Raw genomic sequence first — 14849 nt, 5'->3', positions numbered from 1 at the left:
AAGCAGATGACGGCTTGAATCGCGGCGTTTCGCGCTTCAAGCCGCCGGTGCGAGGCGCGGGTGACGCGAACAGGGACGTCGGCATCGCTCACGCCGCGCGCGCGGGAAGAGCGCCGCGAATCACTCGACCGGCGCGCGGTTTCGGCAAGACGATCCGACAACACGCGCTTCTGCTCCAACACAACAAAAAAAATCCACGACACACCGCTGCCCCAGGTCTTCGGCGGCACGCAAACATGCATACCGCCATCGCTTCGCCAGCGCGCGAGATGCGAGCTCGATGAATCACGCGACCACCGCGCAGCTTCAACGAGACGATCCGGCGGCACGCGACTTTTATTCCGTATAACGAAGCAGCTGCGCGTCTCACCGTTCGAACCGAACCGAACAACATACCCCGAACACGCCCGCACGTTTTGCCTTTCCCGGCCATATTCGTTGACTCACACGGACATCCGGCCGCAACGCGCCGCCGCGAGCGCATCCCGGGCCCGCCCCGGGTCTTTCACCGATTGACCGCGCCCGCCGGCGTATCCGAGACTGCGCCGCTCGGGCGGTCATTGGGAGAACGTCATGCCGGATATCAGCACGGGAATCGTGTCGATCTCGACGCGCGCCGTACGCGGCGACGAACGCGTCGACTTCTGGGTCGACCATGTCGCCCGCTCGCTCGTGCGCATCGAATGCAGCGGTAAATCGTCCGAAGGCATCGACGCGTCGCTGCGCAAGCGCGACCTCGGGTTGCTGGGCGTGTGCGACATCGTCGCGAACCGGCATGCGGTCGTGCGCACGCCGCACAACATCCACGCGGACCCGCGCGACGCCGTGTTCGTGTGCCTGATGCACGAAGGGCAGGGCTATACGTTCCAGGACGTCGAGTGCATCCAGCATGCGCCCGGCGACATCGTGCTGTACGACACGTCGATGCCGTACGGTCACGGCTTTCCCGCGAACATGGCGATGACCGTGCTCGACGTGCCGCGCGACGTGTTCGAAGCGCACGTCGGCCCGTGGCGCCATCGCAGCGTCGTCAAGATCGACCGCGACGACGGCGTCACGTCGTGGGCCGCGCGGCAGCTCTACGCGCTGCTCGCCGAACCGCATCAATCGATGCCCGACGCGCGCGAACGGCGCGCCGCCGCGATGCTCGACCTGATGCAGTCGATGCTGCGGCTGCGCGACGGCGACGCGTCGCCGACCAAGTCGACCGTCCACACGCTGTCGCGCGCGAAGGCATTCATCGACAGTCATCTCGCCGACGACGATCTCGACACCCGGTCGGTCGGCCGCGCGATCAACCTGTCGCCGCGCCAGCTCGCGCGCATCTTCGAAATCGAAGGGATGCCGCTCACGCGCTACATCCTCGCGCGGCGTCTCGAACGCTGCCGCGCCGATCTGCGCGACCCGTCGCTGAAGCACCTGACGGTCAGCGAAATCGCGTTCCGCTGGGGCTTCAACAACAGCGCGCACTTCAGCCGCAGCTATCGCGCGCGCTTCGGCGAAACGCCTAGCGACACGCGCGTGCCGCGCAACCCGCGTTAGCCGCTCGTCGCCAGATTCTCCCGCTGCGCAATCCACGGCCAACCGTCAGCGCAACGAGATCGCTGCATGAGCCGCCGCGGCGCCCCGCCGTGTCCGCGCGAAGCAAGCCCGGCGTCCGCCCCGGTCAAACGGGGACACGCGCCCGTCGCTAAGCTGGCTTCCTGCGCGGCGGTGCTCGTTCCGCCGCCTGACAGCGAGGAGACAAAGCGGGATGGAGACGTACGACCATATCGTCGTCGGCGGCGGTTCGGCCGGCTGCACGGTGGCACATCGACTGGTAAAGGCCGGCAGGCGCGTGCTGCTGCTCGAGGACGGCCCGAAGGACGACAACCTGTTCATCCGGATTCCGGCGACGTTCATCCGCGTGCTCGGCACACAGCGCACGGTCACGTTCGAAAGCGAGCCGCAGGCCGGCGCGGCGGGACGCAGGACCTACGTGCCGCAGGGCCGCACGCTCGGCGGCGGCAGTTCGGTCAACGCGATGCTGTACGTGCGCGGCACGCGCGCCGACTACGACGAATGGGCCGCGCTCGGCTGCACGGGCTGGCGCTGGAGCGACGTGCTGCCGGTGTTCAAGCGCGCCGAGTCGCACCTGCGGCTGTCCGAGCCGTTCCATGGCACCGACGGGCCGCTGAAGGTCGGCGACACGCGCTTCCGGCATCCGCTGAGCCTCGCGTTCGTGAAGGCCGCTCAGGAAACCGGCATCGCGTACAACGACGATTTCAACGGCGCCGCGCAGCACGGCGCCGGCTTCTACCACACGACGATTTTCGACGGGCAGCGCGGCAGCACCGCGGCAACCTATCTCGCCGACGCGCTCGGCCACCCGAACCTGCGCGTGCTGACCGGCTGCCGCGTGACCCGCGTGCGCTTCGACGGCCGGCGCGCGACCGGCGTCGAATGGCGGATGGAGAACGGCGCGACCGGCTCGGCAACCGCCCGCGCCGACGTCGTGCTGGCCGCCGGCGCGCTCAGTACGCCGAAGCTGCTGATGCTGTCGGGCATCGGGCCCGGCGCGCACCTGCGCGCAAACGGCATCGACGTGCTGCACGACAGCCCGGAAGTCGGCGCGAATTACCAGGACCATCTCGAAGTCTCGATCTACGGCCATAGCCACGCGCCGATCAGCCTGTTCGGCGAGGATCGCGGGCTGAAGGCGCTGCGGCACGGGCTGCAATGGATGCTGACCCGCACGGGCCTGCTGACGTCGAACGTCGTCGAATCCGGCGCGTTCGTCGATACGACCGGCAGCGGCCGCCCCGACATCCAGTTCCACGTGCTGCCGACGCTCGTCGGCGACGTCGATCGCGAACCGCTGCCGGGCCACGGCCTGTCGATCAATCCGTGCCTGCTGCGGCCGCGTTCGCGCGGCTCGGTGCAACTGCGCGGCAACGATCCGGCCGCGCCGATCCGGTTCGACAGCGGCGCACTGTCGGATCCGGCGGACGTCGACGGCCTCGTGCGCGGCGTCGCGCTCGCGCGGAAGATCATCCGCGCGCCGTCGCTCGCCCGCATCGTCCGCGAAGCCGAAGCGCTGACCGACGACGCGCTGGCCGACTACGTGCGGCGCCGCGCGAAAACCGTCTATCACCCGGCCGGAACCTGCCGGATGGGGAGCGACGAAACCGCGGTCGTGACGCCTCGTCTCGCGGTGCAAGGGATCGACGGATTGCGGATCTGCGACGCGTCGGTGATGCCGCGCATCGTATCGGGCAACACGAACGCGCCGACGATCATGATCGCGGAACGCTGTGCCGAGTTCATGCTCGCGGAGTGACGCGGCGACTCACGCCGCGACCGGCATGCAATGAAAACGAAAGCGGCGCGTGAGCCACGCGCCGCACCGGCATCGGTTTGGCTGCCGCAGCGTCAAGCGCTGCGCAGCGCCATCGGCGACGCACCGTAGCGCTCGCGAATCGCACGGCTGAAGTGCGCCTGGCTCGAGAAGCCCCACCGAAACGCGATCTCGCCGATGCTCGTCTTGCGCAGGCGCGCGTCGGTCAGCTCGCGATGCGCATGCGTCAGCCGCTCGGACCAGATGTGCTGCGTGATCGACTCGCCTTCGGCCGCGAAGAGCCGGCTCAGGTGACGCAACGACAGCCCGACCGCATCGGCGACCGCCTGCGGCCCGAGCTCCGGATCGCCGAGACGGGTCGCGATGTACTGCTTCGCGGTCAGCAGGTACGACAGCGACGCGCGCGATGCGCCTGCGCCGTTCACTTCCGCGTCGATGAGTTCCGCGACCAGCATGCGCGTGTGTTCGACGAAGCGCGCGGCGTCGTCTTCGACCGGCGCCTTCATGAAGCGCTCGACGCTCGCGCGCAGTGTCGCGCCGAGCATCGCGCCCGCGCCCGGTTTCGGCGCGATCCGCAACGGCAGCGCCGCCAGCTCCGCGTCGAATCGATCGTCGAACGTGGCAATCGGGATATCGATCAGCAATTGCCGCATCGGCGTCAGGAATCCGAACAGATAGGGCACGCGCGTGTCGTACACGACGACGTCGCCGGCTTCCGCGAGCAGGCAGCGCTCGCGCTGGATGAAATACGCGCGACCGCTCAGGATCTGGCACGCAAACAGCGACTCCTTCGGCAACTGGCGCACCAGCGCGGGGCTGCGCTCGATCACGTGGTCGCGGCCGCTGATGTCGGCCACGCCGAGCCCCGGCAGCGCGAGATCGGTCTTCTCGACCTCGAGCCCGGCCGGCGACAGCGACGAGCAGCGCAGGCCGACCAGCGTCGCGGCGTTGAACGCATCCCAGTAGTCCATGCGGTCGCGCACCGGCACGTCGGCCGTCGAGCCGCGCGTGCATGAAAGAACGGTCGAATTCGTCACGTCGCCTCCTGCGGGCGCCTGTCGTGCGGAGCGGCACGGATTGGGGGATGGTTCTTGTGATTACAGGTGCGGCGCGATGTCCGGCCCGCGATGTCCGGCCCGATCAAGCAATTCGTCCAGCCCAGTCAAGAGCGGCGCGCACCGGCTGGCTAAAGTCGACCCCACGACACCTAACCACAAGGAGACGAACCGTGGTCGACCAAGCCGTATCCGAATTCTGGCAAAACATCGCGCCGATTGCCAATCCGTTCAAGCCCGATGCGTTGCCGGAAGCGTACATCCCGAACGCGGCCACCGAGGACGCGCGCTATTACGTTCCGTTCACCGAAACGGTTTCGTCGCGGCCGCTGTGGATCTCGCCGTCGCAGAACAAATGGTGCGACATCCTGATGGCGAAGGAAGCCGGGCTCGTGAACCGGCACTACCACCCGCACGAGGTGTTCGCTTACACGCTGTCCGGCAAGTGGGGCTATCTGGAGCACGAATGGACCGCGACGCGCGGCGATTTCGTGTATGAAACGCCCGGCGAGGGCCACACGCTCGTCGCGTTCGATCATCCGGAACCGATGCGCGCGTTCTTCATCGTCAAGGGCCCGCTGATCTGGCTCGACGACGAAGGCAACCCCGACGGCTACTTCGACGTGCATTCGTACATCGCGATGTGCAAGGCGCATTACGAGAAGGTCGGCCTCGGCGCGCACGCGATCGAGAAGCTGTTCCGCTGACGCGCGACGAGGCCGCCCATGACATCCCGCCCTTCCCCCAAACTCGCATGGACGTACGAGAACAGGCTGCTGCTGATCCTGTTCATGACGTTCGGCTTCGTGTTCTTCGACCGCCTCGCGCTGTCGTTCCTGTTCCCGTTCATGTCGGCCGAGCTGCACCTGTCGAATACGCAGCTCGGCATGGTGTCGTCCGCGCTCGCGCTCACGTGGGCGCTGTCGGGCGCCGCGACCGGCGCGTGGTCCGATGCGCGCGGCACGCGCAAGCCGCTGTTGATCGCGGCCGTGCTCGGCTTTTCCGTATGCTCGGCGCTGTCGGGGCTCGTCGGCGGCTTCGCGAGCCTGATCGCGTTCCGCGCGCTGATGGGCATCGCCGAAGGCCCCGTGCTGCCGCTGTCGCAATCGCTGATGGTCGAGAGCTCGACGCCGAGCCGCCGCGGGCTGAACATGGGCCTGCTGCAGGGCTCGGCCGCCGGCCTGCTCGGCGCGATGATCGGCCCGCCCGTCGTGATCGGCATCGCGACCGCCTACGGCTGGCGCGAGGCGTTCTACGTGTCGTGCGTGCCCGGCTTCCTGATCGCGTTCTGCATCTGGCGCTGGGTGCGCGAGGTGCCGCCCGGCGGCGTACGGCATGCACAGGCCGAAGGCGCGGCCACGCACGGTACGCAGACGGCCGGCGGCGCCGCGATCGACCGCTGGGCGCTGCTGAAGGAGCGCAACATCCTGCTCTGCGTGCTGATCAGCTGCTTCTTCCTCACGTGGTTCATCGTGATCATCTCGTTCGCGCCGGTGTTCCTCGTCGAGAGCCGTCACCTGTCCCCGGCCGACATGGGCGTCGTGATGACGTGCCTCGGCGCCGCGTGGGTGTTCTGGGGCTTCGCGGTGCCGGCGATCTCCGACCGGATCGGCCGCAAGCCGACGATGATCGCGTTCGCGCTGATCGCCGCCGCGTGCCCGGTCGTGATGATCCACGTCGATTCGCTCTGGGCGCTCGGCGCGTTCGTGTTCGTCACGTACACCGGCCTCGGCTGCTTCACGCTGTTCATGGCGACGATCCCGGCCGAAACGGTGCCGCCCCGCGCGATCGCCAGCGCGCTCGGCCTGATCATGGGCGCGGGCGAGCTGATCGGCGGCTTCGTCGCGCCGACCGTCGCGGGCTTCGCGGCCGACAAGTACGGCCTGCAGTTCGCGATGTGGACGTCGGCCGCCGGCGCGATCCTCGCGTGCGTGCTGTCGTTCGGCCTCGTCGAAACCGCACCCGCGGTGCTGCGCAAGCGCGCGCCCGCCGATGCCGCTCCCCACCTCGATACGCAAAACCTCGGAGGACGCTGACATGCGCGCACTTCAATGGCACGGCCCGCGCGACATCCGCCTGGTCGATCTCGACACGCCGCGCGCCGGGCCCGGCGAGGTTCGCATCGCGGTCGCGTATTGCGGCATCTGCGGCAGCGACCTGCACGAATACGCGGACGGCCCGCACGCGATTCCCGTCGACGCGCCGCATCCGCTGTCCGGCCGCACCGCGCCGCTGACGCTCGGTCATGAGTTCTGCGGCACCGTCGTCGAAGTCGGCGCGGGCGTCACGACGCTGGTCCCCGGCGACCGCGTGGCGGTCGAGCCCGAGTATCACTGCCACCAGTGCGCGTATTGCCGCGCGGGGTCGTACAACCTGTGCGTATCGATGGGCTTCGCCGGCCTGATGGGCGACGGCGGAATGGCCGATTTCGCGGTCGTGCCGGCCTACATGCTGCACCGCCTGCCCGACGACGTCAGTCTCGAACAGGCCGCGGTGATGGAACCGGCGGCCGTCGCGCTGCACGCGCTGCGGCGCGGCGAGCTGCGGCTCGGCGACACCTGCGCGGTGTTCGGGCTCGGGCCGATCGGCCTGCTGCTGATCATGCTCGCGAAACTGCAGGGCGCGACGACCATCGTCGCGGTCGACGTGTCGCCCGAGCGGCTCGCGGCGGCTGCGCGCTTCGGCGCGACGCACGCGTTCGACGCGCGCTCGCTCGACGCCCCGGTGCTGCGCGACGCGATCCGCGAAGCGGCGGGCGGGCTCGGCGTCGACGTGAGCTTCGAGGCGGCCGGCCTGCCGGCCACGTTCGAGGCGGCGATGCAGGGGCTGCGCAAGGGCGGCCGCCTCGTGATGGTCGGCCTGATGCCGCACGCGAGCTTCGATGCGTTCCGCGCGGTCAATGACGAGCTGAGCTTCACGGCGAGCGTCGGCTACCGGCACGTGTACGAAGATCTGCTGCGGCTGATCGGGTCGGGCGCGCTCGATCTCACGTCGATCGTCACGCGCACCGTCTCGCTCGAGGACGCCGTCGCCGACGGCTTCGACGCGCTGCTCGCCGATCGCGCACAGATCAAGATCCTGGTTGCACCATCGCGCCGGCATGCGCGCCCTGTTCACACCGTCGGGAGCATCGAACATGAGCCGCCCCTGGTCGTTTGACGGCAAGACCGTCGTTGTCACGGGCGGCACGTCGGGCATCGGCGCGCGCACCGCGTGGCGTTTCGCGGAAGCGGGCGCGTCGGTCGTCGCGCTCGGGCTCGATGCCGCCGGCCCGCATGCGCCGGTGCATCCCGGCATCCGCTGCGTGGCGCTCGACGTGACCGACGACGCAGCATTGACACGGCTGATCCGCTCGCTGTCGCGTGTCGACGTGCTCGTCAACGGCGTCGGCATCAGCCGGCACGCGGACGAATACCGGATGGACCAGTTCGAACTCGTGCTGAACGTGAACCTGACGTCGGTGATGCGGGCGTCCGACGCCGCGCTGCCGGCACTCTCGGCGAACGGCGGCAGCATCGTCAACGTCGCGTCGATGTACACGTACTTCGGCAGCAAGGATCGCCCCGCATACAGCGCGAGCAAGGGCGGCATCGCGCAACTGACGCGTTCGCTCGCGCAGGCGTGGGCCGAGCGCGGCATCCGCGTGAACGCCGTGGCGCCCGGCTGGATCGACACGCCGCTCAGCAGCGGGCTGATGGCCGACGCGCAGGCGTCGCGGCGGATTCTCGATCGCACGCCGCTCGCGCGCTGGGGCACGGCCGACGAGGTCGCGGACGTCATCCTGTTCCTGTGCTCGCCCGGCGCATCGTTCGTCACCGGTGCGATCGTGCCGGTGGACGGCGGGTATTCGACGGTCTAGCGCCGGGCGCGCGCGGGCATCGGCGCAGGAGGCGTGCGCCGGTGTCCGCGTGTCGGAATGCCTGCGCGCTGTCTCCGGCTTACGTTTTCGGCTCCTGCTTCCGGCTCCTGTTTCCGGGCGCGACCCGATCGACCGTTGCACGCTTCACTATCTTCATATCAATCAGTAGTCCCATCAAAAATATTCCGGCGAGACCGGACATGTGAGGAGCACCTTGGAGATGACGAAAAAGACCTTGCTCGCCCTCGCGGCCTGCACGATTCCGGCCGCATCGTTCGCGCAGAGCAGCGTGACGATGTTCGGGCTGCTGGACGCCGGCCTCAGCTACGTGAGCAACGAAGGCGGCCACGGCAACGCGAAATTCGACGACAACATCTTCTTCCCGAACCTGCTTGGCTTCGAGGGCAAGGAGGACCTCGGCGCCGGCACGCGCGCGATCTTCCGGCTCGTCAATCAGTTCTCGCTCGCGAACGGATCGATGATCGGCGGCGGCCTGTTCGCGCGCACGGCCTATGTCGGGCTGCAGAACGACCGCTACGGCACGCTGACGCTCGGCAACCAGTACGAGTTCATGGTCGACGCGCTGGCCGCGAGCGGCAACGAGATCGCGCAGGATCTCGTCGGGCTGTACGGCTTTCGCAACGGCCCGTTCGACAAGCTCGCGCTGCCGAACAACCCGACCGGCGCATTCGACTGGGATCGCGTCGCGGGCAGCAACCGCGTCGCGAATTCCGTGAAGTACACGAGCGCGTCGATCTCGGGCCTGACCTTCGGCGCGCTGTACGGCTTCGGCAACGTCGCGGGATCGGTCGGCGCGAACAATACGGTCAGCGTCGGCGCGAGCTACGACAACGGCCCGTTCGGCGCGGGCGCGGCCTATACGAACCAGAAGTACGGCGCGGCGGGCGGGCTGCCGGCCACCACCGTGCGCAACTGGGGCGCGGGCGCCCACTACACGCTCGGCACGGTCACGGCGAAGGCGCTCTTCACGACCGTGCACAACGCGTGGAACGGCGCGGGCGCGTGGTCGGCGGAAGCCGGCGCCGCATGGCATCCGTCGCCGGTCTGGGTGATCGGGGCGAGCTACACGTACATGAAGGGCAACGACACGCTCGACAACGCGCATGCGCACCAGCTCCTGGCCGCCGTCCAGTACTGGCTGTCGAAACGCACGATGGTGTATGTCGCGGGCGTGCATCAGCGTGCAAGCCACGGCAGCAACGCGCAGATCAACGGCGTGATGGATGCGAACGGCGCGTCGAGCGGCGCGCTGCAGTCGGTCGCGCGGATCGGGTTCAGTACGCGGTTCTGATCGACGTCGGCGTTGAACGGAAAACGCCCGCCCGGTCGATGCCGGGCGGGTTTCCGTTGGCGGGTCATGTCGTCAGAAGCGAATGGTCACCGATTTCGGCTCGGTATAAGCGTCGATGAACGACGAGCCATACTCGCGTCCGATACCGGAGCCCTTCGCGCCGCCGAACGGCACGGCCGGGTCGACCAGCGTGTGCATGTTCACCCACACGGTGCCGGCTTCGATCCGCGGCACGTAGCGCAGCGCCTTCGACAGGTCGTTCGTCCACAGGCTCGCGGTCAGCCCGAACGGCGTGTCGTTCATCATCGCGATCAGTTCTTCCTCGTCGTCGAACGGCACGAACGCGCCGACCGGCCCGAAGATCTCCTTGCGATACGAAGCCGATTCCAGCGAGCGCGGCAGCACGATCGTCGGCTTCACGTAGAAGCCGTCACGCGCATACGCGCCGCCGCCGGTGACGATCGTATCGCCCTCCGTGCGCGCGAGTTCGAACGCGTCAAGACACTTGCGGAACTGCGGCTCGTTGCAGACGGGGCCGATCATCCCGGCGTCGTCCATCGGGTCGGCCGGCTGGAAGCTGTCCAGGCGCGCCTTCATCTTCTCGACCACTTCGTCGAACTTCGCGCGATGCACGAAGAAGCGTTCCGCCGACGCGCACACCTGCCCGCTATGCAGGAACCCGGCTTCGACGATGCCGTCGAGGATCTTGTCAACCGGCGTATCCGGCAGGAACGCCGCCGCGTTCTTGCCGCCCAGTTCGAGCGTGAAGCGCGTGAAGTTCGCGTTGATGGCCTCCGCGCCGATGATGCGGCCGGTCGGCACCGACCCCGTGAACGACACCTTCGCCACGCGCGGATCGCGGATCACCTTCGCGCCGACCTGGCCCGTGCCGTTGATCACGTTGAGCGTGCCGGGCGGCAGGCCGGCTTCGGTCGCCAGTTCGGCGATGCGCAGCATCGTGAGCGGCGTGAACTCCGACGACTTGATGAGCACCGTGTTGCCGGTCGCGAGCGCCGCGCCGAATTTCCATACCGGGATCATCACCGGGAAATTCCACGGAATGATCCCGAACACGACGCCCAGCGGTTCGCGCAGCGTGAACGACGTGTAGCGCTCGCCGTTCATGCTCGGGAACGACGGGGCGAGCGTTTCGCCCGCGATCTTCGTCGCCCAGCCCGCGTAATAGCGCAGCCAGCGAGCCGACCAGCCGACTTCGATCACGCGCGACAGCCCGATCAGCTTGCCCGACTGCGCGGTTTCGATCTGCGCGATCTCTTCGCCGTGTGCGTCGATCAGGTCGGCGAAACGCAGCAGGATGCGCTCGCGATCGGCCGGCGTCAGGCTGGCCCACTCGCCGCGGAACGCGCGATGCGACGACGCGACCGCGGCCTCGACGTCGTCGTCGGTCGCCTGCGCGACGGAGCCGATCACCGTGCGCGTCGACGGATCGCGCACGTCGATCCGCTCGCCGCGGCCGGCTACCGCCCGGCCGTCGATGTAGTGACCGTGTTCGCGCGCGAGAAACGCGCTGACTTCGTCCAGCATCCGTACGAGTGCCATCTGTATCCCTCCGGAATTCGAATCGAGTGAAAGGCCCGACTTGCCGGCCGCTCTTCGATTCTAGGGACGCGTCGCGCACGCGGATCGGCGTTGCGTGCACACTTTTGGCTTCAGCGTGCAGATCGGTGCGACGCAACGGTTTCCCTGTGGAAACCACCGTTGACGCTGAAAGTCGCCGCTGCCGACGATGATTGCGTTTCGCCCCCGCGTCCACGCCGAATGCATTAAGCTCGACGCATTCCCCGGCCCTCTCCCTCTTCCGGCAATGGCACACGAACTCGTCGTCGACGCCAGCAACAGCGATGTGAATCTGCGCGACCTGATCGCGGACAGCTTCCTGCCGCTGGTCTTTCACGACACCGGCCCGCAGTTCCGGATGTCGGTGCGGGTTGCCACGGTCGGCGGCCTGCGGATGGCCGAGGTCGACACCACCGCGATCCGCGTCGATCGCGACCGCTCGCTCGCGTCGCGCGCCGACAGCGACTGCTACAAGATCCTGTTCCAGATCGCCGGACAAAGCCGCGTCACGCAGCGCAACGCGGCGTCGACGGTCAATCCCGGCGAGTGGGTGATCTACGATGCGACGCAGCCGTACATGATCGAATCGGCGAACGCGTCGCGCTTCGTCGCGGCATTGACGCCGCCGAGAAGCGGCACGATGTGGCGCTGGTTCGTGGAGCGCGCGGGCGTGCAGGTCCGTCGAACCGTCGGCAATGCGCAATTGGCACTTCAATCGATCCATTACCTGATGGACGGGCAGGTGCCGAACGATCCGGAAAGCCTGTTCGGCTTCGAGCAGTCGACGCTGATGCTGCTCGATTCGGTGATCCGCCGCGAGGCGAGCGATTCGCTGAGCGGCGCCGATGCGCGCAGCGCGACGCTGCGGATGAATGCGGAAATCCATCTGTCGCATCACTACAGCGATCCCGACCTATCGCCGGACAAGCTCGCGAGTGCGCTGAACGTGTCGCGGCGCACGTTGTACAGCGCGCTGGCCGCGACCGGGCGCACGCCGCAGAGCCTGATCCAGGAATACCGGCTGCAGGCGAGCAGGCGCGCGCTGGAGGATCCGGCGGATCCCAACCGCAACCTGCAAGAGCTGGCGATCGCGTGCGGCTTCTCGGACATCACGCATTTCGGGCGCGCGTTCAAGGCACGGTTCGGATGCAGCCCGGGCGCGTATCGCGTCGCGTGTCGCGGTATTTCGGAGGCGTGAAGCGGGATCACCGCGAACTGCAGCGATTTCGATGAACGATCTCGGGGTCGACGCTCGCGTGCTCCGGGGAAATATGCGTTATCAACGGCCTGGCATCGCCGGGCGGCGTTGACCACAGTGCATTCGTATCATCCCGGCACCGTTCGACGACGTCGGCCAACGCACATGCGATCGTCCACTTGCGATTCCAGCGTGTCGGCTCGACGGTCCGTTACTGCAAAAAATCGGCGACACCATGCGTATCGCCCCGTCCGGCCTCCGCACATGTCATTCAACATGATCAGCATTCAATGCGACACTTGAAGCCGACACTATGTGCAACACGCGCCACAATCAGGCCCAACTTCCACCCGACGAGCTCCGCATCTTCACCTGATTCCATCACTCGAAAATAATATGCACTACTACGGTGCCAATCCATAGTGCTGACTACCCATTGATGCATCATTTGATGTCTGACATTCTGGAAGCGTGTCAGCGATGCATGGAATGTAACAAACATGAATGGATTTCGTCTTGAAAATGAAATTTCTTGCGCATGCAACGTAGACGGCCCGGACCTTGCGCCCCCCACACGTTCGAAGACGGAATCTCCTGTTGTTTCGCCCGACGAAACACCCTCCGCACACCCAGACTGTCTCAGGATTGCCCGCCTGATCGATGTCCTTCGGACACCGGCATGCCATTTCGACGAGAACGGGCGGGTCGTGAGCATCAACGATGCATGGCTTGCCTACGCGGATCGCTCCGCCGAGGCCACGTATCGACTCCAATGGACGGAGTTGATCCATCCGGAGCACCGATGCACCGCCGAGTCGATACTTCACGCGGCGCAACCCGGCTCGGTACACGAAACGCTGGAGTGCCGGCTGGCGGGTTCCCACGGAATCGACCAGTGGTTCACCGTCGACCTTCACCGTGTCGACGACGGATGGCTCTGCACCTGCACGAATATCCATGACCTGAAGGCCAAGGAAATCGAACTGAAGAGTCACACGTCGATACAGACAGACATGCTGAATATCAGCATCGACTGCATCAAACTGATTTCGCCGACAGGCAACGTGCTGCACATGAACCGCGCCGGATGCCAGGCGCTGGGCGTCGACGAAGACTCGGGATTCGGTATGCCGTGGCTGCCGCTCCTGCCCGAAGACGTGTGGCCCGACGGTAATGTCGCGCTCGAATCCGCCAGGAACGGTGTGTTCGGCAGGTTTCCCGGGCGCAGCGAGCGTCCGGGGCGCGACGTTCAATACTGGGACAACATGCTGACGCCGATCTTGGACGCCGATGGAAAAACGACCGCCATTCTGTGTGTTTCGAGAGACGTGACGCGCGAGCGCGTGGCGCTCGATCTGCTTCGGCGAAGCGAAGAAAGACTGGCCATCGCGGCCCGCGTCGGCGGACTGGGAATCTGGGACTACGACATCGCATCGGACACACTGCACTGCGACGAGAACTGGCATCGAATCATGGGCCACGCTCCCGGGAGGGCGATTACCTCGATCGACCAGTTTCGCGCGTTGATTCATCCGGACGACGTCGACAAGGCCATGAAGGTCACTCGGACCGCGGAGGAATTCAATTCGTTCGGCAGGGATTATCGCGTCGAGTATCGCGTCATTCAGCCCAACGGCGAGATTCGATGGGTTCAGTCCACCGCCTATCCGCAGCATGAAGACGGCGTGACCCAGCGAACGATCGGGTTCGTGCTCGACGTGACGAAGATTCGCCTGGCGGAGCGGCGCCGGGAGGCATGGCTGCACTTCATTTCCCACGACATGCGCTCGCCTCAGGCATCGATTCTCGCGTTGATCGATCTTCAGCGAGCCGCTGAACCGGCCCCGCCCGCCAAGGACCTGCTCGATCGAATTGCCGCGTACGCGCGCCGTACGCTGGCACTGGCCGACGACTTCGTTCTGCTGGCGCGCGCCGAAGCACCGACCTGGTCACTGGTGGAAACGGATATCGGCAGCGTGGTACTCGATGCGATCGACGAACTGTGGGCACTCGCTCAAGCGCGCGGCATCCGGCTCGACGTAAACGTCGGGGACGAGATCTGCATCGCACGCGTGGAACCCTTCCTGCTGATGCGCGCGGTCGTCAATCTCGTGAGCAATGCCATCAAGTTCAGTCCTGGCAATGCGACGGTAACCGTGCGCCTGACCGGCGTCGAACATGGCTACGCCATTTCCGTTGCCGACCACGGGCCCGGCATATCGGCCGAAGCCCAACAACGTCTGTTCGAGCCATTTCAACGCCTGCAAGTCGAACCGCCTCGTTACCCTTCGGGCGCCGGTCTCGGGCTGGCTTTCGTGAAGACGATCGCCAAGCGCTATGGCGGCAACATCGATTTGCATACCCGCCCGGGCGAAGGCTGCACGTTCATCCTGACGTTGCCGGGTGTCTCGCCGACAAATATTGCCACCTGATGCACGGCCACCACGAAACCTTGCCTCGCGAGAAGCGGAGCAGATGGAAAATCAGGTTTGCTAAATGAGCAGTTCACG

At 66.6% G+C, this 14849-nt stretch carries 11 protein-coding genes; 9 read left to right on the top strand and 2 right to left on the bottom strand.

What is annotated here, in order from left to right:
* Positions 1-573: 573 nt before the first annotated feature.
* Positions 574-1542 carry a helix-turn-helix domain-containing protein gene (locus tag U5A56_RS34105; protein ID WP_321926945.1) on the top strand — a complete coding sequence of 323 codons (969 nt, stop codon included), beginning with the start codon at positions 574-576 and terminating at the stop codon, positions 1540-1542.
* 187 nt (positions 1543-1729) lie between these two features.
* Positions 1730-3319 (top strand): GMC family oxidoreductase, encoded by a 1590-nt coding sequence (locus U5A56_RS34100; protein ID WP_415749254.1) that lies wholly within the window; start codon positions 1730-1732, stop codon positions 3317-3319.
* Between the two features lie 92 nt (positions 3320-3411).
* Here the strand turns inward: U5A56_RS34100 and U5A56_RS34095 are convergent, their stop codons facing one another.
* A complete protein-coding gene (locus U5A56_RS34095; RefSeq protein WP_321926941.1) occupies positions 3412-4374 on the bottom strand; it encodes a helix-turn-helix domain-containing protein in 963 nt (320 codons plus the stop codon).
* A gap of 191 nt (positions 4375-4565) precedes the next feature.
* Between U5A56_RS34095 and U5A56_RS34090 the strand changes: the two genes are divergently transcribed.
* The 5 genes from U5A56_RS34090 to U5A56_RS34070 all read left to right on the top strand — a co-directional run bounded on the left by U5A56_RS34090 (position 4566) and on the right by U5A56_RS34070 (position 9563).
* On the top strand, positions 4566-5099 hold the full coding sequence (locus U5A56_RS34090; protein WP_044846474.1) for a 2,4'-dihydroxyacetophenone dioxygenase family protein: 534 nt from the start codon (positions 4566-4568) through the stop codon (positions 5097-5099).
* 18 nt (positions 5100-5117) lie between these two features.
* Positions 5118-6428 carry an MFS transporter gene (locus U5A56_RS34085; protein ID WP_321926939.1) on the top strand — a complete coding sequence of 437 codons (1311 nt, stop codon included), beginning with the start codon at positions 5118-5120 and terminating at the stop codon, positions 6426-6428.
* A 1-nt stretch (position 6429) separates the two neighbouring features.
* A complete protein-coding gene (locus U5A56_RS34080; RefSeq protein ID WP_321926937.1) occupies positions 6430-7551 on the top strand; it encodes a 2,3-butanediol dehydrogenase in 1122 nt (373 codons plus the stop codon).
* Positions 7529-8251 (top strand): SDR family NAD(P)-dependent oxidoreductase, encoded by a 723-nt coding sequence (locus U5A56_RS34075; RefSeq protein ID WP_321926935.1) that lies wholly within the window; start codon positions 7529-7531, stop codon positions 8249-8251. The genes U5A56_RS34080 and U5A56_RS34075 overlap by 23 nt, the downstream gene beginning before the upstream one ends.
* 220 nt (positions 8252-8471) lie before the next feature.
* A complete protein-coding gene (locus tag U5A56_RS34070) occupies positions 8472-9563 on the top strand; it encodes a porin (RefSeq protein WP_321926934.1) in 1092 nt (363 codons plus the stop codon).
* 72 nt (positions 9564-9635) lie between these two features.
* Here U5A56_RS34070 and U5A56_RS34065 read toward each other — a convergent pair whose 3' ends face one another.
* A complete protein-coding gene (locus U5A56_RS34065) occupies positions 9636-11123 on the bottom strand; it encodes an NAD-dependent phenylacetaldehyde dehydrogenase (protein ID WP_321926932.1) in 1488 nt (495 codons plus the stop codon).
* Positions 11124-11388: 265 nt separating this feature from the next.
* Here U5A56_RS34065 and U5A56_RS34060 point away from each other — a divergent pair, with 265 nt between their 5' ends.
* On the top strand, positions 11389-12339 hold the full coding sequence (locus U5A56_RS34060; protein WP_321926930.1) for a helix-turn-helix domain-containing protein: 951 nt from the start codon (positions 11389-11391) through the stop codon (positions 12337-12339).
* A gap of 707 nt (positions 12340-13046) precedes the next feature.
* The gene (locus U5A56_RS34055; protein ID WP_321926928.1) at positions 13047-14771 is read left to right on the top strand and encodes an ATP-binding protein; all 1725 of its coding nucleotides are present in this window, start codon (positions 13047-13049) and stop codon (positions 14769-14771) included.
* Positions 14772-14849: the final 78 nt, after the last annotated feature.

Source organism: Burkholderia sp. BCC1998 (genome assembly GCF_905339875.1).
Taxonomy (GTDB): Bacteria; Pseudomonadota; Gammaproteobacteria; order Burkholderiales; family Burkholderiaceae; genus Burkholderia.
The sequence above is the reverse complement of the archived record's forward strand: the minus strand, read 5'-3'. Positions and strand labels throughout refer to the sequence as shown.